Origin of the sequence: Mycobacterium sp. RTGN4, assembly GCF_033804635.1 — a bacterium.
Taxonomy (GTDB): Bacteria; Actinomycetota; Actinomycetes; order Mycobacteriales; family Mycobacteriaceae; genus Mycobacterium.
Genome location: NZ_JAPZLB010000003.1, coordinates 452,733 through 474,729, shown reverse-complemented (window position 1 = coordinate 474,729; position 21,997 = coordinate 452,733). Strand labels below are relative to the sequence as shown.

General features: G+C 65.5%; 26 protein-coding genes. 15 read left to right on the top strand and 11 right to left on the bottom strand.

Annotated elements, in window-relative coordinates; genetic code table 11:
• The first annotated feature begins 4 nt into the window (after window positions 1–4).
• Window positions 5–559: a dTDP-4-dehydrorhamnose 3,5-epimerase gene (gene rfbC, locus SLQ30_RS09230; protein ID WP_319445951.1), complete on the top strand. Its 555-nt coding sequence runs from the start codon at window positions 5–7 to the stop codon at window positions 557–559.
• On the opposite strand, the gene SLQ30_RS09225 is transcribed toward rfbC, so the two are convergent.
• The 5 genes from SLQ30_RS09225 to SLQ30_RS09205 are packed head-to-tail and all read right to left on the bottom strand — an operon-like array spanning window position 543 to window position 5,795.
• Window positions 543–1,571, bottom strand: a complete 1,029-nt coding sequence (locus SLQ30_RS09225) for an SDR family oxidoreductase (RefSeq protein ID WP_319445950.1) — start codon at window positions 1,569–1,571, stop codon at window positions 543–545. The two genes, rfbC and SLQ30_RS09225, sit on opposite strands and share 17 nt — an antisense overlap.
• A gap of 1 nt (window position 1,572) precedes the next feature.
• A complete protein-coding gene (locus SLQ30_RS09220) occupies window positions 1,573–2,223 on the bottom strand; it encodes a PIG-L deacetylase family protein (RefSeq protein WP_319445949.1) in 651 nt (216 codons plus the stop codon).
• Window positions 2,220–3,035 (bottom strand): glucose-1-phosphate cytidylyltransferase, encoded by an 816-nt coding sequence (locus tag SLQ30_RS09215; protein WP_319445948.1) that lies wholly within the window; start codon window positions 3,033–3,035, stop codon window positions 2,220–2,222. The genes SLQ30_RS09220 and SLQ30_RS09215 overlap by 4 nt, the downstream gene beginning before the upstream one ends.
• Window positions 3,032–4,291 (bottom strand): class I SAM-dependent methyltransferase, encoded by a 1,260-nt coding sequence (locus SLQ30_RS09210; protein ID WP_319446090.1) that lies wholly within the window; start codon window positions 4,289–4,291, stop codon window positions 3,032–3,034. The genes SLQ30_RS09215 and SLQ30_RS09210 overlap by 4 nt, the downstream gene beginning before the upstream one ends.
• A gap of 1 nt (window position 4,292) precedes the next feature.
• Window positions 4,293–5,795: a sugar transferase gene (locus SLQ30_RS09205; RefSeq protein ID WP_413467967.1), complete on the bottom strand. Its 1,503-nt coding sequence runs from the start codon at window positions 5,793–5,795 to the stop codon at window positions 4,293–4,295.
• A 534-nt stretch (window positions 5,796–6,329) separates the two neighbouring features.
• On the opposite strand from SLQ30_RS09205, the gene SLQ30_RS09200 reads away from it, so the two are divergent.
• From SLQ30_RS09200 to SLQ30_RS09175, 6 genes are all read left to right on the top strand, one after another.
• Window positions 6,330–7,958: an acyl-CoA carboxylase subunit beta gene (locus SLQ30_RS09200; protein ID WP_319445946.1), complete on the top strand. Its 1,629-nt coding sequence runs from the start codon at window positions 6,330–6,332 to the stop codon at window positions 7,956–7,958.
• A 39-nt stretch (window positions 7,959–7,997) separates the two neighbouring features.
• Entirely contained in the window at window positions 7,998–8,276 is a 279-nt protein-coding gene (locus tag SLQ30_RS09195) for an acyl-CoA carboxylase subunit epsilon (RefSeq protein ID WP_319445945.1), read from the top strand.
• A gap of 1 nt (window position 8,277) precedes the next feature.
• Window positions 8,278–8,919 carry a nucleoside triphosphate pyrophosphatase gene (locus SLQ30_RS09190; protein ID WP_319445944.1) on the top strand — a complete coding sequence of 214 codons (642 nt, stop codon included), beginning with the start codon at window positions 8,278–8,280 and terminating at the stop codon, window positions 8,917–8,919.
• A 112-nt stretch (window positions 8,920–9,031) separates the two neighbouring features.
• The gene (locus SLQ30_RS09185) at window positions 9,032–9,919 is read left to right on the top strand and encodes a sulfurtransferase (RefSeq protein WP_319445943.1); all 888 of its coding nucleotides are present in this window, start codon (window positions 9,032–9,034) and stop codon (window positions 9,917–9,919) included.
• Complete coding sequence (locus SLQ30_RS09180) at window positions 9,916–10,332, top strand: SufE family protein (RefSeq protein ID WP_319445942.1); 417 nt, start codon at window positions 9,916–9,918, stop codon at window positions 10,330–10,332. Before SLQ30_RS09185 ends, SLQ30_RS09180 begins: the two co-directional genes overlap by 4 nt.
• Window positions 10,333–10,491: 159 nt before the next feature.
• On the top strand, window positions 10,492–12,288 hold the full coding sequence (locus SLQ30_RS09175) for an acetyl/propionyl/methylcrotonyl-CoA carboxylase subunit alpha (protein ID WP_319445941.1): 1,797 nt from the start codon (window positions 10,492–10,494) through the stop codon (window positions 12,286–12,288).
• A 79-nt stretch (window positions 12,289–12,367) separates the two neighbouring features.
• Here the strand turns inward: SLQ30_RS09175 and SLQ30_RS09170 are convergent, their stop codons facing one another.
• Complete coding sequence (locus SLQ30_RS09170; RefSeq protein WP_319445940.1) at window positions 12,368–13,051, bottom strand: SDR family oxidoreductase; 684 nt, start codon at window positions 13,049–13,051, stop codon at window positions 12,368–12,370.
• Between the two features lie 29 nt (window positions 13,052–13,080).
• Here SLQ30_RS09170 and SLQ30_RS09165 point away from each other — a divergent pair, with 29 nt between their 5' ends.
• Window positions 13,081–13,413: a hypothetical protein gene (locus SLQ30_RS09165; RefSeq protein WP_319445939.1), complete on the top strand. Its 333-nt coding sequence runs from the start codon at window positions 13,081–13,083 to the stop codon at window positions 13,411–13,413.
• Window positions 13,410–14,396, top strand: coding sequence for a malate dehydrogenase (locus SLQ30_RS09160; RefSeq protein ID WP_319445938.1), 987 nt, complete (start codon window positions 13,410–13,412; stop codon window positions 14,394–14,396). The genes SLQ30_RS09165 and SLQ30_RS09160 overlap by 4 nt, the downstream gene beginning before the upstream one ends.
• Here the strand turns inward: SLQ30_RS09160 and SLQ30_RS09155 are convergent.
• Complete coding sequence (locus SLQ30_RS09155) at window positions 14,393–14,938, bottom strand: NTP transferase domain-containing protein (RefSeq protein WP_319445937.1); 546 nt, start codon at window positions 14,936–14,938, stop codon at window positions 14,393–14,395. The genes SLQ30_RS09160 and SLQ30_RS09155 overlap by 4 nt on opposite strands.
• Window positions 14,939–14,971: 33 nt before the next feature.
• On the opposite strand from SLQ30_RS09155, the gene SLQ30_RS09150 reads away from it, so the two are divergent.
• From SLQ30_RS09150 to SLQ30_RS09130, 5 genes are all read left to right on the top strand, one after another.
• A complete protein-coding gene (locus tag SLQ30_RS09150) occupies window positions 14,972–16,879 on the top strand; it encodes a solute carrier family 23 protein (RefSeq protein WP_319445936.1) in 1,908 nt (635 codons plus the stop codon).
• Window positions 16,880–17,395, top strand: coding sequence for a 2-oxo-4-hydroxy-4-carboxy-5-ureidoimidazoline decarboxylase (uraD, locus tag SLQ30_RS09145; RefSeq protein ID WP_319445935.1), 516 nt, complete (start codon window positions 16,880–16,882; stop codon window positions 17,393–17,395). It abuts the gene before it with no gap.
• Between the two features lie 4 nt (window positions 17,396–17,399).
• Window positions 17,400–17,720 carry a hydroxyisourate hydrolase gene (uraH, locus tag SLQ30_RS09140; protein WP_319445934.1) on the top strand — a complete coding sequence of 107 codons (321 nt, stop codon included), beginning with the start codon at window positions 17,400–17,402 and terminating at the stop codon, window positions 17,718–17,720.
• A gap of 3 nt (window positions 17,721–17,723) precedes the next feature.
• Window positions 17,724–18,623, top strand: coding sequence for a factor-independent urate hydroxylase (pucL, locus tag SLQ30_RS09135; protein WP_319445933.1), 900 nt, complete (start codon window positions 17,724–17,726; stop codon window positions 18,621–18,623).
• A gap of 175 nt (window positions 18,624–18,798) precedes the next feature.
• A complete protein-coding gene (locus SLQ30_RS09130) occupies window positions 18,799–19,242 on the top strand; it encodes an STAS domain-containing protein (RefSeq protein WP_319445932.1) in 444 nt (147 codons plus the stop codon).
• On the opposite strand, the gene SLQ30_RS09125 is transcribed toward SLQ30_RS09130, so the two are convergent.
• Both SLQ30_RS09125 and SLQ30_RS09120 read right to left on the bottom strand, forming a co-directional pair.
• A complete protein-coding gene (locus SLQ30_RS09125) occupies window positions 19,213–19,935 on the bottom strand; it encodes an RNA polymerase sigma factor SigF (protein ID WP_413467979.1) in 723 nt (240 codons plus the stop codon). The two genes, SLQ30_RS09130 and SLQ30_RS09125, sit on opposite strands and share 30 nt — an antisense overlap.
• 62 nt (window positions 19,936–19,997) lie before the next feature.
• Window positions 19,998–20,393, bottom strand: coding sequence for an ATP-binding protein (locus SLQ30_RS09120; protein ID WP_319445930.1), 396 nt, complete (start codon window positions 20,391–20,393; stop codon window positions 19,998–20,000).
• A gap of 430 nt (window positions 20,394–20,823) precedes the next feature.
• Here SLQ30_RS09120 and SLQ30_RS09115 point away from each other — a divergent pair, with 430 nt between their 5' ends.
• Window positions 20,824–21,066 carry a CsbD family protein gene (locus SLQ30_RS09115; RefSeq protein WP_319445929.1) on the top strand — a complete coding sequence of 81 codons (243 nt, stop codon included), beginning with the start codon at window positions 20,824–20,826 and terminating at the stop codon, window positions 21,064–21,066.
• Between the two features lie 85 nt (window positions 21,067–21,151).
• Here the strand turns inward: SLQ30_RS09115 and SLQ30_RS09110 are convergent, their stop codons facing one another.
• Entirely contained in the window at window positions 21,152–21,478 is a 327-nt protein-coding gene (locus SLQ30_RS09110; RefSeq protein ID WP_319445928.1) for a metalloregulator ArsR/SmtB family transcription factor, read from the bottom strand.
• The gene (locus SLQ30_RS09105) at window positions 21,475–21,909 is read right to left on the bottom strand and encodes an SRPBCC domain-containing protein (RefSeq protein ID WP_319445927.1); all 435 of its coding nucleotides are present in this window, start codon (window positions 21,907–21,909) and stop codon (window positions 21,475–21,477) included. The genes SLQ30_RS09110 and SLQ30_RS09105 overlap by 4 nt, the downstream gene beginning before the upstream one ends.
• Window positions 21,910–21,997: the final 88 nt, after the last annotated feature.

The following is a 21,997-nucleotide window of genomic DNA, read 5'->3' as shown; positions in this document are numbered from 1 at the left end:
CCCGGTGCGGATTGAACAGACCGGACTGGAAGGTGTCGTACTGCTGACTCCGCAGCCTGCACACGATGACCGCGGGCTGTTCACCAGGACGTTCGACAGTGAACTCTTCGACGCGTACCTGGGCGTTCCCGGCTTTTCGGCCCGGTTCGTTCAGGATTCGCAGTCCAGGTCGCGCCAAGGCGTCGTCAGAGGCATGCACGGCAGGTCCGCGCCCGGTGAGGCCAAACTGGTCCGCTGCGCGAACGGCGCGGTGCACGACGTCATCGTCGACATCCGCAGAGAATCGCCGACCTTCGGCAGGCAGCTGTCGTTTCTGCTGGACGACAACGACTTTCGCCACCTCTACATCCCTGCCGGATTCCTGCACGGCTTCCAGGCCCTGACCCCGACGGCGGATGTCTGCTACCGCATCGACCGGCCGCACGATCCCGCTGCCGACCTCGCGGTGGCCCACGACGATCCGGAGCTTGCGATCCGGTGGCCCAATCCGGTCACCATGGTGTCGGAGCGCGACGCGGCGGCGGGCAGCTGGCGCGACCTGCTCAGACATTTGCCCTAACCCGGTACATCGATGCGTCCAGAACGCCCTGTTGCATAAGTGTTTTCAAGCGTGCCAACCGGGTGAACCGACCCGCGAAGTCCTCGGCCTGCAGTCCGGCCGAAGTGTAGGCGCGGTACAACTCGGCGGCACCTTCGGCGACCGACCAGGTCGCCTCATAACCCAACCGGTTGCGGGCGCGGGAGAAATCCACCCGGTACGACCGGGGGTCGGGCCCGCTTTCGCCCGTGATGACCAGCCGCGAGTCCGGCACCACGTCGGCTACCGCACGGGCGATGTCGGCGACCGTCAGGTTGTTGGCCTCCGAGCCCACGTTGTAGGACATGCCGTGGATGGCCGCGGTCGGCACCGAGAGGCAGAGCGCGAAGGCCCGGGCAATGTCCTCGGCGTGCACCAGGGGTCGCCATGGTGTGCCGTCGGAGAGCACCCGCACCTCACCGGTGAGCACCGCGTGGCCGACCAGATTGTTGAGCACGATATCGGCGCGCAGTCGCGGCGAGAAGCCGAAAGCCGTTGCGTTGCGCAAGAACACCGGCGAGAAGCCGGAGTCGGCCAGTTCGGAGACGTCGTACTCGACCCGGACCTTGCTTTCCGCATAGGGCGTCAGTGGGCACAGCGGGGCGTCCTCATCGACCAGGCCGGCGCCGGCCGCCCCATATACCGAGCACGTCGACGCGTACAGGAAGCGCGCAACGCCGGCCTCCTTGGCGAGCCTCGCGAGGCGCACCGATGCGTGGTAGTTGATGTCGAACGTGACATCGGGCGCCAGGGCGCCGAGCGGATCGTTGGACAGTGCGGCCAGATGAATGACGGCATCGAAGCCCTCGAGGTGCCGCGCGGTCACGTCGCGCAGATCCAGCGGTGCGTCGGGCGGGTCGGTGGGCGCTTCCCCGAGCACGCAGTCCGCGAAAAGCCCCGAATCCAGGCCTGCGACATCGTGTCCGGCGCTTTGTAGCACCGGAACCATGACCGTCCCGAGGTAGCCTTGATGGCCCGTCACCAGCACACGCATTTCAGTGGTCTCCAATCGTCAAGGTGGCTTTTTCGAGCACGAATGCCTCGGCGTGGGCGCTACGGCAATGCACGCCGCGCAACCGGGACAGGGCCAGAAACGAGGTCTCATCGAACCAGTCGTGGGCGGCCTGAGACGGGTAGCTCTTGCACAGGAGCCGCGCCTTGTCCTCGGCCACTTCGGTCGTCAGCGGGTGGAATACATTGGGCCGCGGCGTATCCGCTTCCCACTTGAGGATTTCGTACCCCAAGATCAGGTGATCCCGGAACTCGGTCGGTATGAGTTCGCCGAGCAGCCGGTGATCCTGGTGGGCGTCGTCGCGTTGTGGACCGAAAACCATTGCGGGATCGCAGGATCGGCGAAAGTCGCCCAGCACGCCCTTGATGCGCTCCCACCGCGCGGGACCATAACCGTCGGGAATGTCACACACTGTGAGCGCGAGATCCGCACCGGGGCAGAATGCGCGCAGCGCGGCAGATTCCTCGGTCTCCCGCTCCGTGCCGCCGCCGGATAGCACCAGGGCGTGCACGCGCAACCCAGGCTCGGCCGAGGCCAGCGTCAGGAGCGTTCCGCCCAGTCCGATCGCGATGTCGTCGCAATGCGCACCGAGCACCGCGATCTCGCCCTGTACGCCGGTGAATAACCGCCTCACCGCGAGGCCGAGATCAGGGCCGGCGAACTGCCGGCGCCAGCCTGGTCCCACACCATCCACGGACGCTCACCCAACTGGTATCCAGCCTCGAGTTCGGCCCGCTCCTTGAAGGTGTCGGCGGGCTTCCAGAATCCGTGGTGCTTGTACCCGTAGAGCCGACCGTGTCCGGCGAGCGCCCCGCATGCGTCCGCGACTAGATCACCGCCGGGGGGCAGGTGGTCGAAGACTTCCTGGGAAAGCACGAAGTAGCCGCCATTCTCCCAAATGGGGAGTTGCGACACCGGGATGATGTCCTTGATCTGGCCGGCCTCGCTGACGTCGACGCAGTGAAAGGACTGCTGCGGCGGAACGAGCATCATCGACGCGGCCGCACCCGATGCGCGGACCTTATCGATCATGGCGTTCAGCGGCGCGTCAGTGAGCACGTCGGCGTAGTTGGCCAGGAAGTACTCGTCGCTACCAATGTGGTCGCGCACCCGGCGCAGCCGCTCACCGATCGGAGATTCCAGCCCAGTGTCGGCGAACGTGATCGTCCAGTCGCTTATATCCGTATTGAGCATTTCGACACTGCCGTCACGCATCACGAAGTCGTTGGAAGTCGTCTCGTCGTAGCTCAGGAAGTAATTCTTGATATGGGCCGCACCGTATCCCAGGCACAGGATGAACTCGGTGTGACCGAAGTGCGCGTAGTAGCGCATTACGTGCCATATCAGTGGGCGCGGGCCGACCATCTGCATCGGCTTGGGTATGACGTCGTTGTCGGTGTTGCGCATGCGCATGCCGTAACCGCCGCAGAAGAGCACGACCTTCATGATTTCTCCGTCTCGACGGTTTTGGGATTCGCGATGGCCACCGCGTGCAGTGTCGGCAGAGGGAAGACGAGTTGGCCGCCCCAGCCGGTGATGTACTCGAGTTGCTTGGTCAGCTCAGCTTCGAGATTCCAGGGCAGTGCGACGACTACGTCTGGTCGGTCCTTTGCAATGAGCTCGGGATCGTGAATCGGTATGCGGGTACCTGGCGTGAATCGGCCGTGTTTGTAGGGGTTTCGGTCGACCGTGTACTCGATGAGATCGCTGCGGATGCCGCAGTAGTTGAGCAACGTATTTCCCTTGCCGGGGGCACCGTAGCCAACCACTCGCTTGCCCTCGGCGCGGCAATCGAGCAGAAACCGCAACAGGTCATGGCGAATGGCCTCGGTCCGGGGGCGGAGTTGTAGGTAGCCGTCGACGTGGTGCAGTCCGGCTTCCTCCTCGATGCGAAGGATCTCATGGACCCGGCAAGTTGGTGTCGCCCCGGCCTCGGCGGGGCGCGCCCACACCCTGATCGAACCACCATGCGTCGGAATGAGTTCGGCATCGACAACCACCAAACCTGCTGTGGCGAGAGCGCGCTGCGCCGAGAGCAGGGTGTAGTACTGGAAATGCTCATGGTAGATCGTGTCGAACTGTCCGAGACTGACGAGGTTCAGCGCGTGGTGCACTTCGATGCTCAGCCAACCGTCGTCGGCGAGCAGTGCCCGCAGCGACCGCGTGAATCCGATCAGATCGGGGATGTGCGCATACACGTTGTTGGCGACGATCAGGTTCGCCGGCCCATGCTGGGCGCGCACCGACTGTGCGAGATCTACGTCCAAGAAGGCAGTTTCGGTCGGCACGCCGCGTTCACGCGCGGCCGCGCCAACGTTCACCGAAGGCTCGATGCCAAGACATGGGATCCCCGCGGCCACGGCGTGCTGCAACAGGTAGCCGTCGTTGCTAGCGACTTCCACCACGAATGACTCGGCGTCGAGCGCAAGGTGCTCGATGGCATCTTCGACGAAGTTCTTGGCGTGCTGCACCCAACTGTCGGAGAACGACGAGAAGTACGCGTACTCGGTGAAGGTCTCCTCCGGCGTGATGAGCGCAGGTATTTGCAACAGCAAACAGTCTTCACACACTCTGAGGTGCAGTGGGTACGTCGGCTCGGGAAGGTCGAGTTCCTCTGTGGTGAGGAACTTTTCGCACGGTGGGGTGGCGCCCAGGTCCAGAACACTCAGCATTCTGTTCGAATCGCAAAGGCGGCAGTGCAACTCAGTAGGCACCGGAACCTCGCAATACCGCACCGGCCGTCTTGGCAGCGATGACCAGATCACCAACCATTGACCAGTTCTCCACGTACGACAGATCGAGCCGAACGGAGTCCTCCCACGACAAGTCGGACCGGCCACTGACCTGCCACAGGCCCGTAATTCCCGGACGCACCAGAAGCCGACGACGGACCAGGTCGTCATAGGCCTCTACCTCGGTCGCCAGCGGCGGTCGAGGGCCGACGACGCTCATGTCCTTGAGCAGCACGTTGATGAACTGCGGCAGTTCGTCGATGCTGTAGCGGCGCAGTATTCGGCCGGCAGCGGTGACCCTCGGGTCCACCCTGATCTTGAACAGCACGCCGCCACCCTCATTGAGGTGTTCGACATCGGCCAACCGTTGGTCTGCATCGACGACCATGCTGCGGAACTTGATCATCTGAAACGGCTTGCCGTCCAGGCCAATTCGTTCCGACAGGTAGAAGACTGGACCGCGACTGCTTGCCTTCACGGCGACCGCGGCGGCGAGTAGCAATGGCGACGTCACCAGGAGCACCAACAGTGCGAAGCAGACATCGAAGGCGCGCTTCTGAAAGCGTTTGGCACCGTCGTACTGCGGCTTGTCGACGTGCAGCAGGGGCAGCCCGCCGACCTGACGCATGGTGAGCCGCGGACCCGCGACGTCGACCATCCCCGGTGACACCACCAGTTCGACGTCCATCGTCTCCAACTGCCAAGAGAGCGCACGTATCTCGTCAGGGTCGAGATGACCCGAAGTGAGCACGACAGTGTCGGCACCCGACGCCATGACCGCCGATGCGATATCACCGTCGTAGGGATACGCCGCGACGTCGCCGATCACGGGGATGAGCATCCGATCTCGCGGAGGCCCTGGCGCGCAGACTCCGACGAGTTGGTATCCGTCATCGGGAGAGCGGACCAGTGATTGTGCGAGCGCCCGGATCGAATCGATCCGGCCCACCGCGAGCACCGAGTGCATGTAGGCACCGCTGTTGCGCTGACGGACAACGAACCTGCGCCACAGCCAGCGGTTCAGTGTGAGCACCATCAGGCCGAGCGGAAGCGCGATGGCGAGATAGCCTCGCGCGATATCGAGCCGGAAGATAGTCGAGACGACGGCGATCACGCCGAAGAGCGACAGGGTGGCCGTCCAGACCCTGCGGTATTCCTCCAGCCCGGTCCCGATGACCTGCGGGGCCCGCGTGCGATAGACGGAAAGCGCGGCCACCCAGACGGCTGAGATGGATACCGACACGACGAGGTAGTCGACGGATGCCGGCCCGGCGGGTCCGGCGAGGTTGACGCTGGTCAACCCACCGAACCGCAGCATCTGCGCAAGCGCGATGACCAAGATGACGACAAGCGTGTCCGAAACGCGCAACCGCTGAACGTAGCTACTCCGCCAGTACTTGGAGTCCGAGGCGTTGGCGGCTCCGGTTCCAGGCAGCGCGGCGACCGTTCCCCAGGAGGGTTGAGCTGTCACCATCGTCGAGAGTCAACTTTCTTCGCCAGATGTTGTGATAGCTAATATGACACCTTTGGTCTGATTAAGCCATCTCGAAACGAGGATGTGTGATACAGATCACCATTCTTATGTCGAGCAGCAATGCCGGGGTCGACACTCAGCGCTACCGATGATCGATGGTTCACGGGAAACTACCAGGCAGCGTGCTTTTTTTCTCGATCCCTCGTCATTGCGGCTCCCGCACCGAGGGGGAAACTTTTACTCGCTCGCCATCGCCGGCACAGACTTGCGAGTGGCCTAAATCTCCCGGACATGCAATTTTGGCAAAGATATTGGAAGTTACCTGCACAAACTCGCCGCATCTCCGACGGCTCGCCGGCTCATCGACGAATCTCGGCGCAAAGGCTCAGGTGGCGCTCACGCCGACCGCCGCTTCCAGCAGTGTCGTCAGCAACGTTGCAAGATTTTCCGCGAGACGCCGCAACGACACGTCGACGGCACGGTCGCACTAGGCCGTGGCGAGCATTCCGCGGCACCTAGCTAGCATCGACACCCATGACGAGCGTTACCGAACCCGCGGCGGAGCACGAGATCGACATCCACACCACCGCGGGAAAGCTGGCCGACCTCCGCAAGCGCGCCGAAGAAACGGTGCATCCCGTCGGTGAGGCCGCCGTCGAGAAGGTCCACGCCAAGGGCAAACTGACGGCCCGCGAGCGCATCTACGCGCTGCTGGACGAGGGCTCGTTCGTCGAGCTCGACGCGTTGGCCAAGCACCGCAGCACGAACTTCGGCCTCGAGGCCAATCGCCCGGTCGGCGACGGCGTCGTGACCGGCTACGGCACCATCGACGGTCGCGACGTCTGCATCTTCAGCCAGGACGCCACTGTTTTCGGCGGCAGCCTCGGCGAGGTTTACGGCGAGAAGATCGTCAAGGTCCAGGAGCTGGCGCTCAAGACCGGTCGGCCGTTGATCGGCATCAACGACGGAGCGGGCGCACGCATCCAAGAGGGTGTGGTCTCGCTCGGGCTGTACAGCAAGATCTTCCGCAACAACATCCTGGCCTCCGGCGTCATCCCGCAGATCTCGCTGATCATGGGCGCCGCCGCGGGCGGACACGTCTACTCCCCCGCGCTCACCGACTTCGTCATCATGGTCGACCAGACCAGTCAGATGTTCATCACCGGACCGGACGTCATCAAGACGGTCACCGGCGAAGAGGTGACCATGGAGGAACTGGGTGGCGCGCACACCCACATGGCCAAGTCGGGCACCGCGCACTACGTCGCCTCGGGCGAGCAGGACGCCTTCGAATACGTCCGCGACCTGCTGAGCTACCTGCCGCCCAACAGCGCAGCCGAGCCGCCGCGCTACCCGGCGCCGCCGCATCCGGGCGCCATCGAGGACAACCTCACCGAGGAGGACCTCGAGCTCGACACCCTGATCCCAGACTCGCCGAACCAGCCGTACGACATGCACGAGGTCATCACCCGCATCCTCGACGACGACGAGTTCCTCGAGGTGCAGTCCGGCTACGCAGGCAACATCGTCATCGGGTTCGGCCGCGTCGACGGACGCACCGTTGGCATCGTCGCCAATCAGCCCACCCAGTTCGCGGGCTGCCTGGACATCAACGCCTCGGAGAAGGCCGCCCGGTTCGTGCGAACCTGCGACTGCTTCAACATCCCGATCATCATGCTGGTGGACGTGCCGGGCTTCCTGCCCGGCACCGATCAGGAGTACAACGGCATCATCCGGCGCGGCGCCAAGCTGCTGTACGCGTACGGCGAGGCGACCGTCGCCAAGATCACGGTCATCACTCGCAAGGCCTACGGCGGCGCGTACTGCGTGATGGGGTCCAAGGACATGGGCTGCGACGTCAACGTCGCCTGGCCGACCGCGCAGATCGCCGTGATGGGTGCCTCCGGTGCCGTCGGCTTCGTCTACCGCAGCCAGCTCAAGGAAGCGGCCAAGGATGGCGCCGACGTCGATGCGCTTCGCCTGGAGCTCCAGCAGGACTACGAGGACACGTTGGTCAATCCGTACGTCGCCGCCGAGCGGGGCTACGTCGACGCCGTCATCCCGCCGTCGCACACGCGCGGTTACATCTCGTCGGCGCTACGCCTGCTGGAACGCAAGGTCGTGCAGCTCCCGCCAAAGAAGCACGGCAACATCCCGCTGTAATCCCGCTCTCACCCGCCCGCCCCGACGAACGGACTAGCCGTGTCGCAAGACGTCGCCATCACTGAGATCTCCGACCCGCAAGATCTGACCATCGACGCACCCGTCGACTCGACCGTGCCGGAAATCAGGATCCTCAAGGGCAATCCGTCCGATCAAGACGTGGCTGCGCTGGTGGTATTGCTCGCAAGCGGTGGCGGCACTCCCGCGCCCGGTCCGCAGGAACTCAACATGTGGGGCCTGCCGATCGACAAGCTTCGCTACTCGGTCCACAGCTGGCAGCACGTGACGTTGGTGGAGAGAACCCACATGCGGCGTTGATGTGACGCGAGTCGTGCTCGCCTCGGCCTCCCCTGGCCGGCGACGAGTGTTGCGTCAGGCTGGCATCGACCCGTTGGTCATCGTGTCGGGCGTCGACGAGGATGCGATCGTCGCCGAATTGCCCGACGGCTCTTCTCCCGATGACGTCACCACCGCATTGGCCACGGCGAAGGCCAGAGCGGTGGTAGCCACCCTGCCAAGCGACGTCGCCGTCGACTGCGTGGTGATCGGCTGCGATTCCATGCTCCTGCGCGACGGACGCTTGAGGGGCAAGCCGGAGTCGGAAGCGGCTGCCATCGCGGGTTGGCGGGCGATGGCGGGCACCTCGGCCGAGCTTCATACCGGACACTGCGTGATCCGGTTGCGCGACAACGCAATTGAAAGTGAACTGGCGGCGGCCTCCTGTACCACAGTGCATTTCGGCAACCCACCGCCCGTCGAGCTCGCCGCATATGCCCGTAGCGGTGAGCCGACCACCGTGGCTGGCGGGTTCACGCTCGACGGACTGGGCGGATGGTTCGTCGACGGCGTGACCGGTGACCCTTCGGCGGTCATCGGCATCGGCCTTCCGCTGACCCGGTCGCTGCTCGAACGGGCCGGCTTGTCGATCGCCGATCTGTGGGTCACCAACCCACTGCCCTGAGCACTAGCCCAGCCGCTCGCTGGCGGCATCGTCGAGACGGCGTCCTGGTCCGGTCCAACCTGTGCTCACTACGGCGCTAGCGCTCGATTCGCTTGCCAGTAGGCTGGCCGGTGTGGCGCTTCCTGCAGATCCGCATCCCTCCCTAGCCGCTTACGCCCATCCGGAACGGCTGGTGACCGCCGACTGGCTGGCGGGCAACATCGGCCGCAAGGGCCTGTCCATCGTCGAGTCCGACGAGGACGTGCTGCTGTACGACACCGGGCACGTCCCGGGCGCGGTGAAGATCGACTGGCACATCGACCTCAACGACCCGCACGTGCGCGACTACATCGACGGCGCCCAGTTCGCCGCCCTGATGAACCGCAAGGGCATCTCCCGCGACGACACCGTCGTCATCTACGGCGACAAGAGCAACTGGTGGGCTGCCTACGCGCTGTGGGTGTTCACGTTGTTCGGCCACCCCGACGTCCGACTGCTCGACGGCGGTCGCGACCTGTGGGTCTCCAACAGTCGAGACACCACGCTCGAGGTGCCGTCCAAGCAGACCACCGGCTACCCGGTCGTCGAGCGCAACGACGCCGAGATCCGGGCCTACAAGGACGACGTGCTCGGAATCCTCGGCAAGCAGCCGCTGATCGACGTGCGTTCTCCGTTGGAGTACACGGGCGAGCGCACTCACATGCCCGACTACCCGGAAGAGGGCGCCTTGCGGGGCGGCCACATCCCCACCGCCAAGTCGATTCCGTGGGCCAAGGCGGCCGAGGACAGTGGCAAGTTCCGCAGCCGCGCCGAGCTAGACGACTTGTACGGCTTCCTAACCGCTGACGACAAGACCGTTGTCTATTGCCGTATCGGCGAGCGGTCCAGCCACACCTGGTTCGTGCTCACCCACCTGCTCGGGCTGCCGGGCGTGCGCAACTACGACGGCTCGTGGACCGAGTGGGGCAATGCGGTACGGGTGCCCGTCGCGGTCGGGGAAGAGCCCGGCGAAGCGCCATGAGTTCCATGCCGGCCGCGCTGGCCGAGGTCGTGTCGGACTTCGCCGACATGCAAGGCCAGGACAAGCTGCAACTGTTGCTTGAGTTCGCGAACGAATTACCGCCGCTCCCAGCCGATCTCGAAGAGGCCGCGATGGAGCCGGTCCCGGAGTGTCAGTCGCCGCTGTTCCTACATGTCGACGCCTCCGATGCCGAGCACGTTCGGTTGTACTTCAGCGCGCCTCCCGAAGCGCCCACCACCCGTGGGTTCGCCGCGATTCTGGCCGCTGGGCTCGACGATCACCCCGCCGAGGAGATCCTGGCCGTGCCGGACGACTTCTATTCAGAACTCGGGTTGGCGGCGTTGATCAGCCCGCTGCGGCTACGCGGCATGTCGGCGATGCTGACGCGCATCAAGCGTCGACTGCGGGCTTAATCGCGCTGCGGCACTCGGTTGCCTGGCGCGGCGGGCAGGATCAGCTTGCCCTACCCGCCGGTAACCCGCACCGGCTCGCCGGGGCTGATGTCGCGCCGCATAAACTGCCCGGGATACATTCTTAAAGACGTTTCTTAGACATGCCACCCAGGAGGCGCAGTGCCCAGTCACGCCAGCTCGAAGATCTCCAAGGTGCTCGTCGCCAACCGCGGGGAGATCGCGGTCCGGGTGATTCGGGCAGCCAAGGACGCCGGGCTAGCCAGTGTGGCCGTGTACGCCGATCCCGACGCCGACGCCCCCCACGTCCGGCTCGCCGACGAGGCCTTCGCCCTTGGCGGCCAGACTTCGGCCGAGTCCTACCTGGTCTTCGACAAGATTCTCGACGCCGCGCAGAAGTCGGGCGCCAACGCGATCCACCCCGGCTACGGCTTCCTGTCCGAGAACGCAGACTTCGCGCAAGCCGTCCTCGACGCCGGGCTGATCTGGATCGGCCCGAGCCCGCAGTCGATCCGCGACCTCGGCGACAAGGTCACCGCGCGCCACATCGCCGCAAAGGCGAAGGCCCCGTTGGTCCCAGGCACGGCGGAGCCCGTCAAGGACGCCGACGAGATCGTCGCATTCGCCAAGGAATACGGCGTGCCGATCGCGATCAAGGCGGCGTTCGGCGGCGGCGGCCGTGGCATGAAGGTCGCCCGCACCATCGAGGAGATCCCCGAACTCTTCGACTCGGCCACCCGCGAAGCAGTGTCGGCCTTCGGCCGCGGCGAGTGCTTCGTCGAGCGCTACCTGGACAAGCCGCGCCACGTCGAGGCTCAGGTCATCGCCGACACCCACGGCAACGTCGTCGTCGCGGGTACGCGCGACTGCTCGCTGCAACGCCGTTTCCAGAAGCTGGTCGAAGAAGCGCCTGCACCTTTTCTGACCGACGCCCAGCGCAAGGAGATCCACGAGTCCGCCAAGCGCATCTGCAAGGAGGCCGGCTACTACGGCGCGGGCACCGTCGAGTACCTGGTCGGCCAGGACGGACTGATCTCGTTCCTCGAGGTCAACACGCGGCTGCAGGTCGAACATCCGGTGACCGAGGAGACCGCGGGCATCGACCTGGTGTTGCAGCAGTTCAAGATCGCCAACGGCGAAGCGCTGGACATCACCGAAGACCCGACCCCGCGCGGCCATTCCTTCGAATTCCGCATCAACGGCGAGGACGCGGGCCGCGGCTTCCTGCCCGCTCCCGGTCCGGTCACCAAGTTCGAGCCGCCGACCGGTCCTGGCGTGCGCCTCGACTCCGGCGTCGAGTCGGGCTCGGTCATCGGTGGGCAGTTCGACTCGATGCTGGCGAAGCTGATCGTCTCCGGCGCCACCCGTGACGAGGCACTGGCCCGCTCGCGCCGCGCGCTCGCCGAGTTCAACGTCGAGGGCCTGGCCACCGTCATCCCGTTCCACCGTGCCGTGGTGTCCGACCCGGCGTTCATCGGCGACGGCGACGGCTTCACCGTCCACACGCGCTGGATCGAGACCGAGTGGGACAACACCGTCGAACCCTTCACCGGTGGTGAGCCGCTCGACGAGGACGCCGCCGCGCCGCGGCAGAAGGTCGTCGTCGAGATCGGTGGCCGCCGCGTCGAGGTGTCCTTGCCAGGCGATCTCGCCATCGGCGGCGGTGCTGCGGCCGGCCCGGGCGTGATCCGCAAGAAGCCCAAGCCACGCAAGCGCGGGGGCAGCGGCGGAGCTGCCGCCTCCGGCGATTCCGTCACCGCTCCCATGCAGGGCACGGTCGTCAAGGTGGCCGTCGAAGAAGGTCAGCAAGTGGCCACCGGCGACCTGATCGTGGTGCTGGAAGCCATGAAGATGGAGAACCCGGTGACGGCCCACAAGGACGGGACCATCACGGGGCTGTCGGTCGAGGCCGGTGCCGCCGTCACTCAGGGCACCGTGCTCGCCGAGATCAAGGACTAAGTTTCTCGGCGTTGAGATAGCGCTACGGGCGGCGGCCACTCGCATTTCTCCGCCGCCAGCGCTACCTCAACGAAGTGGTTCAGTCGGTGACCACCAGGCTGGTCTCGGCCAACGCCGTGCCGAAGTAGGTTGCGGCCGGGTCGACGATGACGCTCTTGTCGGGCGCCTTGCGCCGCGCAAGCTCCGCGAACGACAGTTGCTCAGGGCCACCGATGTCCTCGAACCGGTTGAGCGGCTTACCGAGCGCCACCCGAACCACCTCCGCCGCAACGTCATTCGCGGCGATCGGCTGGATGAGGGCATCGGGCACCCAGACGGTATCCCCGTCCGTCAGTCCTGAGACGATGGCGCCGGTGAATTCCTCGAACTGCGTGGCCCGCACGATCGAGTAGGGCAGCCCCGAAGCGCTGATCAGCTGCTCCTGCGCCACCTTGGCCCGCATGTAGCCGCTGTCGGGCAGCTCGTCGACGCCGACGATCGACAGTGCGACGTAGTGGCCCACCCCGGCGGTCTTCGCCGCGGCGGTCAGGTTGGTGGCCGAGGTGGTGAAGAACTGCAGCACCGGGTCGTCTTCGAAGGACGGTGAGTTGGTGACGTCGACCAACACCTCGGCGCCATCCAGCGCGTCGGCGAGGCCGTCCCCCGTGAGCACGTCGACGCCCGTCGCCCGCGACGCCGCCACCACCTGATGGCCCGCTGCGGTCAGCAGGTCGACGGCCTTGCTTCCGATGAGCCCGCTGGCTCCCATGATCGTGAGTTTCATGGCTCACAAGCTTATGGAACGCTGAACCCGTGCAACCCGTAGAGATCAATAACGGCACCTGGTACCTACGCGGGCTGCGGTGCGACGACCGCGTCGACGACCGACCTGCGCTCGCCGACCTCGGCGAGACGGACCTCGACTACGTCCACGACGCCGAGGACGGTTGGGCCGACGACACGCTGTACACGTGGGCCGTGTGCGAGCCGTCCACCGGTGAACTGCTCGCCGAGATCACGCTCGACCCGAAGTCGTCGTTCATGGCCAGCAGGTCCCGGCCCGGCCATGAGGACGCTGCGGCCATGTCTGAGGACACCGTGCGCCGCTACGCCTCCGAAGTGCTTGGGCTGCGGGTGGAGACGTGACGGGCCCGAAGATAGTCACCGTCACCGGTGCGGCCGGACAGATCGGCTACGCGGCGCTGTTCCGCATCGGTGCGGGCGCCCTGCTCGGCCGAGGGGTTCCGGTGACGTTGCGGCTGCTGGAGTTGCCATCGGCGGTGCGGGCCGCCGAGGGCGTGGTGATGGAACTGGTCGACAGCGCATTCGACCTGCTGTGCGACGTCGAGATTCACGATGATCCCGTGCGGGCCTTCGACGGGGTCGACGTCGCCCTGCTCGTCGGCGCAAAGCCGCGGAGCAAGGGCATGGAGCGCGCCGACCTGCTGGCCGCCAACGCGGCGATCTTCGCCGAAGCGGGCCGCGCGCTGAACGCGGGCGCCTCGGCCGACGTCAGGGTCGTCGTCGTCGGCAACCCGGCCAACACGAACGCGCTCGTCGCCTCGGCGCACGCGCCCGACATCCCGCCGGAACGGTTCACCGCCCTGACCCGACTCGACCACAACCGGGCCGTCGCCGCACTCGCCGCTCACGCAGCCGTCCACGTCAGCGAGGTCTCGCGGGTGACGGTGTGGGGCAACCACTCCCCAACCATGTATCCCGACATCTTCCACGCGGACGTCGCCGGTCGAGCAGGCTCCGAGTATGCGGCCGACCAAGCCTGGCTGACAACGGATTTCATTCCGACGGTGGCCAAGCGCGGGACGGCGATCATCGAAGCGCGCGGCACGTCGTCGGCGGCCTCGGCGGCCAACGCCGCGATCGACCACGTGCGTGACTGGGTGGACGGAACCGATTCCGACGACTGGACGTCGGTCGCGCTCTGCTCCCCCGGCGCCTACGGCATCCCAGCGGGGATCTTCACGTCACTGCCGGTGCGCGCGGTCGACGGGACGTGGCAAGTCGTCGAGGGCCTCGAGGTCAACGAATTCTCGCGGGCCCGGATCGACGCATCCGTGGCCGAACTCGAAGCCGAGCGGGCCGCCGTCGCCGCGCTGGGACTGCTTTAAGCCCGGTCGATGTCGGCCCCGGTGGCCAGGTCACCGCATTCGACGGCGAGCACGTCGTCGCGTCCCGACAGGAACGCGCGGCCACCCTCGTCACCGTGCAACGTCGCCGCCAGCGCGGGCACGTGTTCGCGCGCAATGACGACGGGATGCCCGGGCCTGCCGTCGTAGACCGCACGCGCCAGGCCCGACGCAGACGATGCGGCCGCGCCGAGCACGCGGGCGACGACGTCGGCGCCGACATCGGGAGTGTCGACGAGGTGCAGCACCACCAGGTCCGGCTCGCCGACGGCACCCAACCCAACGCGCAGCGACGCGCTCAGGCCGCGCGCCCAGTCCTTGGCCACCACAGCCCGGGCGGGCGGGGGCACCTCGACGACCGCGGCGCCGAGCACGACGACGACGTCGTCACATCCGCCGGCGGCCAGGGCAGATACTGCCGACTGCAACCATTCTCCTTGCTGCGCTAGCACTTTGGGCATTCCATAGCGATTTCCGGCACCAGCCGCCAGCAAGACACCCACGGCGGCCGGGGTTTTCGACATGCGAACATTGTCAACCTGGTCAATTCTTGACCCATGTCCGCCCCGGTCATCAAAGCCCCGAAGAAGCGTGTGCACCCTGTCGACGAGGTGCTCCCGGTCCCGAAGCTTGCGCTCTACGGCTTCCAGCACGTAGTCGCCTTCTACGCGGGCGCGGTGCTGGTGCCCATCATCATCGCGGGCGCCATCAAGCTGCCTCAGGAAGACCTGGTCAGGCTGATCACGGCGGATCTGTTCACCTGCGGCATCGCATCGATCATCCAGGCGGTGGGAATCTGGAAGATCGGGGTCCGGCTGCCGTTGCTGCAGGGTGTGACCTTTGCGGGCGTCTCGCCGATCATCGCGATCGGGCTGGCGCACGGCGGCGGCGCCTCGAGCCTGCTCTACGTCTACGGCGCGGTGATCGTCGCGGGCATCTTCACGTTCCTCATCGCGCCCATCTTCATCAAGCTGCTGCGGTTCTTTCCACCGGTGGTGACCGGCACCCTCATCACCATCATCGGACTGTGTCTGGTGCCCGTCGGCGCGGGTGACGCCGTCACCAATCCCCATACCGGAGAACATGATCCGACGAACATCAAGTGGTTGCTCTACGCGCTGGGCACCATCGCGATCATCGTCGGGATCCAGCGGGTGTTCCGCGGCTTCCTCGCCACCATCGCGGTGTTGCTCGGGCTGGTCATCGGTTGCGCGGTGGCCTTCGCGTTTGGTGACATGAACTTCGACAAGGTCGGCGCCGCCTCGGCGATCGGGTTCACCCAGCCGTTCGTGTTCGGGTTGCCCAAGTTCGACGTCGTCGCCTGCATCACGATGATCATCGTGCTGTTGATCACCGCGGTCGAGTCCACCGGCAGCACGATGGCCACCGGCGAGATCGTCGGCAAGCGGATCAAGGCGTCCGACATCGGCAACGTGCTGCGGGCGGACGGCCTGGCCACCGTCATCGGCGGCATCTTCAACTCGTTCCCCTACACGGCGTTCTCGGAGAACGTCGGCCTGGTTCGCCTGACCGGTGTGAAGAGCAGGTGGGTGGTGGCCGCGGCAGGCGTGATCATGATCGTGCTCGGGTTCCTACCCAAGGTCGCCGCCATCGTGTCGTCGATCCCGAACCCGGTGCTCGGGGGCGCGGCCCTGACGCTGTTCGCCACGGTCGCCGTCGTCGGCATCCAGACGCTGGGCAAGGTCGACTTCACCGATCACCGCAACCTGATCATCGTCACGACCAGCCTGGCGCTTGCCTTGTGGGTCACCACGTACCCCGACGTCGCGAAGGCGCTACCCCCCGGCATCGACCTGCTGTTCGGTAGCGGCATCAGCATCGGCGCCATCGCCGCGATACTGCTCAACATCGTGTTCTTTCACCTCGGCATCAGTAAGGGGCCGCGGGTGGCAGGCGGCGGCACCATTACGCTCGCCGAGGTGAACTCGATGACCAAGGAGCGCTTCACGGAGGTCTTCGGCCACGTAGTGCAGGACGTGCCGTGGGCGGTCGAGCGGGCTTTCGAACAGCGTCCGTACGCCGACACGCGGGCACTGCGCGAAGCCTTCCAGGACGCGGTGCTCACCGGGTCCTCCGAGCAGCAATTCGAGCTCATCGACGCGTTCCACGACTTGGGCGCCGAAGACGAGACCGGCCACGCGCTGGCCGTCGACCACGTCGCGCTGTCCAACCTCCCCGAGGAAGACCACAACGACGTCGTCGAGCTGGCCAGCGCGTATCGCGAACACTTCGGGTTCCCGCTGGTGATCTGTGCCCGTGAGACCGAGCACTTCGACCGGGTGCTCAAGAACGGCTGGTCACGCATGGACAATTCGACTCCCGCGGAGAAGGCGTTCGCGCTCATCGAGATCGCCAAGATCGCCAACTACCGCTTCGACGACCTGGTGGCCGACGCGAATCCCATTGCCGCGGCACGGTTCAGCCGGCTCACCGAAATGCAGTAGATGCCCACCCAGGGAGCACTTGGCCTGGACGGGTTCAACGGGCTGACCGACCGGCAGCGGATGAACCTGTTGTACGGCGTCTGCTCGTCGCCGATCTGGGCGCGACGGGTACTCGCAGGAGCACCGTTTCGCGATGTGGACGCGCTGCTCGACCGCGCGGACCGAGTATTAGCCGAACTGCCCGACGGCGAGCTCGACACTGCACTGGACGGGCACCCGCGGATCGGCGCGAAGGTCGACAACGCCTCGTCGGCACGCGAACAAGCCTCCGTGTCCACGGCCGCCGACTCCGTCAAAGCTGAACTGGCCGAAAGGAATCGCGAGTACGACGACGAGTTCGGCTACGTCTACCTGGTCTGCGCCAGTGGCCGGTCCGCCGAGGAACTACTGGCGATCCTCACCGAGCGGCTGGATAACGATCCCGATACCGAACGTCGCGTGATGCGCAGCGAGTTGGCCAAGATCAACCGGCTGAGGCTGGAACGGCTGTTGAGCGAGCCGGTCGAGGCAGGATGACGTCATGAGCCTTTCCACACACGTCCTCGATGCGGTCTCCGGTCGACCGGCGACGGGCATCGTCGTCACGTTGAGCGATGCGGCCGGGACAACGCTGACCACCGCTTTCACCGACGACGACGGCCGCGTCGCGCAACTTAGCGGCGACCTGCCCGCCGGGCTGTATCGCCTGCACTTCGACACCGGCTCCTACTTCGCTGCGACGGACACCCCCGGCTTCTATCCCGAGATCGTCATCGCGTTCGAAATCACCGACCCCGCAGGGAAATACCATGTCCCCGTGCTGCTTTCGCCCTATGCCTATTCCACCTACCGAGGGAGTTGAGCGGTGTCGAAGATCATTCTGGGCAAGAACCAGTACGGCAAGGCCGAGAATCGGGTCGTCCGGATCTACCGCGACACCCCACGCCACGAGATCCACGACGTCAATGTATCCACTTGCCTACGTGGCGACTTCAGCGCAGCCCACCTGGCGGGCGACCAATCCGAGGTGTTGCCCACCGACACTCAGAAGCAGACCGCGTACGCCTATGCCAAGGAGAAGGGCCTGACCTCGATCGAGGATTACGGCCTGGCGCTGGCGCGGCACTTCGTACACGACGTCGAGCCGGTGACGGGAGCTCGCATCGAGATTGACGAATATGCCTGGGAGCGTGCGGTTGTCGACGGAGCCGAGCACAACCACACGTGGATTCGCAAGGGCCAGGAGGTACGAACGGCGGCGGTGACCGTGGACGGTGACGGCGAGTGGGTGATCGGCGGGTTCAAGGAACTGGTGATCCTGAAGTCGACGGGGTCGGAGTTCGCGGGCTTTCTTGTCGACCCCTACACCGTGCTCGAGCCCACCCACGATCGGGTGATGGCGACGTCGTTGACGGCGCAGTGGCGATTCACCACCACCGACGTCGACTGGGAGCAGACGTACGCGAGCGTGAAGGCCCACATGGTGAGGCAGTTTGCGCTGGTGCAGTCCTTGGCCCTGCAGCAGACCCTCTACGAAATGGGCAAGGCGGTGCTCGAGGCGTACCCGTTGATCACCGAGGTACGACTGGCCGCGCCCAACAAGCACCACTTCGTCTACGACTTGTCGCCGTTCGGCCTGGAGAACGACAACGAAGTCTTCAATGCCGACGACCGGCCCTACGGCTTCATTCAGGCGACGGTGACACGCGACGACGCGCCGCCGGCAGGTGCGGCCTGGGACGCATACCAAGGCTGGCTGCCATGACCTGGCCTTATACAATTCGTAGGGTTTGACTTCGCCGTTGCGCACGAAGCAGCGTAGGGTTCGAAAAGGTTGAGTCTGCAGCCGCTGGAAGCGTCATCACGGCTTTGAGACGCAGGGCCCATCTAAATTTGACGTGAACCACAGTACGAGTCCGTTTCGACTGATGGAGTCACAAATGTCCATTGATATTTCCTTCTCCAAGAGCTCCGGTTCGGCCGCGCCCAAAACCACCTTCACTTGTGGCGCAGCCGATTTCACGACCTTCTGGATGCCTCCCTCGACGGCGATCATCGCCGCGGTCGGCGAACTCGATGCCGCCAACGCGACGGAGTTCGCGCAGTATGCGTGGCGCGCCGGACGGGTCACCCGCCTGCTGCTCGACCTCACGGGCGTCGAATTCTTCGGTACCGCAGGGCATTCCGCCTTACTCGCGTTCAACGAGCACTGCGCGGCCGAGGGAGTCGAGTGGGTAATGGTGCCCAGTAGGGCCGTCAGCCGAGTGCTCGACATCTGCGATGCGGATTCGGTACTTGCGGTGAAGCCGACCGTCGAAGCCGCGCTGTCCGCGCTGTCCGGTGACTCGCCGCCGCTACTCCAGCTGGTCCCGGAGTCGCGCTAGCGATTTCGCCAGCAGCCGGGACACGTGCATCTGCGATATGCCCACACGCTCGGCGATCTGCGTTTGAGTCATCGACTCGAAGAACCTCAGCACGAGCACGGTCCGTTCTCGCTCGGGAAGGCTGGCGAGTAACGGGCGCAACGCCTCTCGATTCTCGATTCGCTCGAGGCTGAGGTCGACGTCGCCGAGGGTGTCGGCGATGGCCGGCGCCTCCTCGGTGCCGCCTCCGCCTCCGTCGATGGACAGCGTGTTGTACGAGCTACCCGCTATCAGACCCTCGACCACCTCGTCGCGGTCCATCTCCAGATCGGCGGCCAACTCCGATGGGGTGGGCGCACGACCCAGCCGCTGCGACAGCTCGGCGGTGGCCGCGCCCAACCGAAGGTGCAACTCCTTGAGCCGCCGCGGCACCTTCACCGACCAGCTGTTATCCCGGAAGTGGCGACGGACTTCGCCCATGATGGTCGGCACGGCGAACGACACGAAGTCCGAGCCAGCGTCGACGTCGAACCGGATCACGGCATTCACCAGGCCAACCCGGGCCACCTGGACGAGATCGTCACGAGCCTCGCCGCGGCCGTCGAACCGGCGGGCGATGTGGTCGGCAAGCGGCAGGCATCGTTCCACGATGGAGTCCCGCTGGCGCTGGAACTTCGGTGTGCCCTCGGGAATTTCGCGCAGCAGCCGAAACATGTCGAGGACATCGGCGTATTCAGAGTTCGAACGCGCCGACGAACCCTTGGAAGACGACGGCGTCACCGCAGTGAGCTCACTCTTCTCGTCGTCATGGAGATGCCGAACACGCCGCTGTCACCAGGGCCCTGTCCGTCCTGAAACGTGGTCAGGTCGTCGGTCAACGAGCTCAGCACGTGCCAACTGAAGCTCCCCGGCGCCATGACGTCTGGCGACGTGCACGTGGCCGACACGTCGATCTTGACTTCGTCGTCGGATGGATGCACCACGACGACGAGCGTCGAACCGGACACTGCCGACCGGATCAGTCGAGTGCAAGCCTCGTCGACTGCGAGGCGGAGATCGGCGACGGTGTCCATGTCGAGATCCTCGAAGGTGGCCACGGCGGAGACCAATGTGCGCAACACGGCCAGATTCTCTAGCTTCGCTGCGACACGGAACTCGACCTCGTTGTCCATGCGTCCTCCTGGTGATGTCCACGCGAGGCTACCCTCGGCCGTTTTCGAGTCGTTCACGGACATTCCGATCTACCAGCGAATCGAAGTGCTCGGAAACCACGTGCAGTTACCAGGCCCGATCGCTCTGCTGGCCCCAGCGGGCCGCACCGTCTACCGACGAAGCACTCAACGCAGACCCAGACCGGCACAAACGCCCTCCTCACGTGGAAATTCATCGACAGGATGCCCATCCAGCAAGCGCTCAAACGCCCAGCGCCGTGCCGACCCGACTTGCAGTAGGTGACGGCTGCCACAGCGCCGTCGACGTTTGGTGCCCACGCGCGTCGGGAAGGCTCTGATTGCGTGCGAATTACCCGTACGCGACCCGAAAGGGAGTCCGAGCTCTAGCACTGGGCTCAAGTACGACAGATCAACGACCGAAGGGTTAATAATGGCCGACAAAGACACTGGTCCGGAAGCAGCCGTCAAGGGCATCGTTGAGGATGTCGCCGGCAAGGCGAAGGAAGTCGCGGGCACCGTTTTCGACCGCAAGGACCTCAAGCACGAGGGCCAGGCTCAGCAGGACAAGGCCGACGCGCAGCGCGACGTCGCCAAGAAGGAAGCGGAGGCCGAAGCCTCCCGCGCCGCAGCCGCCGCAGCGGAGACGCGTGAAGAGGCCGCTCGACGCGCCTAGCGTCGCGGCGCGCTAGCGCAACGCCCAGAGCCGAAGGCCCGACTGGATTTTCATCCGGTCGGGCCTTCGTCATGAGCGCTCACGGTCAATCGGGTCGTTCGGCGATCCGCTTGATGGCCTCGAGTCGGTGGTCCCAGCGCCGCCCGATCGCATCGAGCGCGTCGGCCAACGCGCTCAGTCGCGCACCCAGCGCGCGGTAGCGCAGCTCGCGGCCCGCTCGGACCGATTCGACGAGGCCCGCGTCGGCCAGCACGGCCAGATGTTTCGCGATCGCCTGCCTGCTGATCGGTAGCCGGCCGGCGAGCGCGCTGGCGGACAGGTCGGAGCGGCCTAGCTCGGACAAGATGCGCCAGCGGGACTCGTCGGCCAGCACGGCGCACACTGCCGGAACGTCCAACTCATCGGCCGTCACAGCACGGTAGCGCTCTCCAGGTAGTCGACGAGCTCGCCCAACTCGGCCACCCAACCGCCGGTGTTGTCGTCATGTGCCGCTTGCGGCTCGGGCAACTCGTCGAACCCGGTCTCGAGCAGCGTCAGCCTGGTGCCACCCTCGAATTCGGCGAGGTCGAACCTTACGACGGTCGAGTTGCCCGACACCGGGTCGACGTCCGCCTCGCGCGCCCAGCGGTAGACGAGGGTCTTGGGCGCCTCGACGTGTTCGACGACCACGCGGTGCCGACCGTGGTGCGGCCAGCCGAAGTATCCCTTGCCACCCGGTGTCGCGTCGAACTCGCAAGCGTCGCCGAACCATTGGGCGATGAGGTCGGATTCGGTGAGGGCGGCCCATACCTTCTCGGGAGCTGCCTTGATGTCGATGGTGCGGGTGATGTCGAGCGTTGCCATGTCGGCTCCTTGCGTGCTGTCGGGGGTCTATGTGCAACTCGACAATTGCACATAACCGCCCGCTAATGCAACCCCTGAGTTGCACTTG

Excerpts from the sequence above, each read along its gene's own strand:
- SLQ30_RS09225 (WP_319445950.1), bottom strand. The coding sequence starts at position 1,571 with ATGCGTGTGCTGGTGACGGGCCATCAAGGCTACCTCGGGACGGTCATG.
- SLQ30_RS09215 (WP_319445948.1), bottom strand. The coding sequence starts at position 3,035 with ATGAAGGTCGTGCTCTTCTGCGGCGGTTACGGCATGCGCATGCGCAAC.
- SLQ30_RS09205 (WP_413467967.1), bottom strand. The coding sequence starts at position 5,795 with ATGGTGACAGCTCAACCCTCCTGGGGAACGGTCGCCGCGCTGCCTGGA.
- SLQ30_RS09200 (WP_319445946.1), top strand. The coding sequence starts at position 6,330 with ATGACGAGCGTTACCGAACCCGCGGCGGAGCACGAGATCGACATCCAC.
- SLQ30_RS09180 (WP_319445942.1), top strand. The coding sequence starts at position 9,916 with ATGAGTTCCATGCCGGCCGCGCTGGCCGAGGTCGTGTCGGACTTCGCC.
- SLQ30_RS09170 (WP_319445940.1), bottom strand. The coding sequence starts at position 13,051 with ATGAAACTCACGATCATGGGAGCCAGCGGGCTCATCGGAAGCAAGGCC.
- SLQ30_RS09155 (WP_319445937.1), bottom strand. The coding sequence starts at position 14,938 with ATGTCGAAAACCCCGGCCGCCGTGGGTGTCTTGCTGGCGGCTGGTGCC.
- SLQ30_RS09150 (WP_319445936.1), top strand. The coding sequence starts at position 14,972 with ATGTCCGCCCCGGTCATCAAAGCCCCGAAGAAGCGTGTGCACCCTGTC.
- uraD (WP_319445935.1), top strand. The coding sequence starts at position 16,880 with ATGCCCACCCAGGGAGCACTTGGCCTGGACGGGTTCAACGGGCTGACC.
- uraH (WP_319445934.1), top strand. The coding sequence starts at position 17,400 with ATGAGCCTTTCCACACACGTCCTCGATGCGGTCTCCGGTCGACCGGCG.
- SLQ30_RS09130 (WP_319445932.1), top strand. The coding sequence starts at position 18,799 with ATGTCCATTGATATTTCCTTCTCCAAGAGCTCCGGTTCGGCCGCGCCC.
- SLQ30_RS09125 (WP_413467979.1), bottom strand. The coding sequence starts at position 19,935 with ATGTTTCGGCTGCTGCGCGAAATTCCCGAGGGCACACCGAAGTTCCAG.
- SLQ30_RS09120 (WP_319445930.1), bottom strand. The coding sequence starts at position 20,393 with ATGGACAACGAGGTCGAGTTCCGTGTCGCAGCGAAGCTAGAGAATCTG.
- SLQ30_RS09115 (WP_319445929.1), top strand. The coding sequence starts at position 20,824 with ATGGCCGACAAAGACACTGGTCCGGAAGCAGCCGTCAAGGGCATCGTT.
- SLQ30_RS09105 (WP_319445927.1), bottom strand. The coding sequence starts at position 21,909 with ATGGCAACGCTCGACATCACCCGCACCATCGACATCAAGGCAGCTCCC.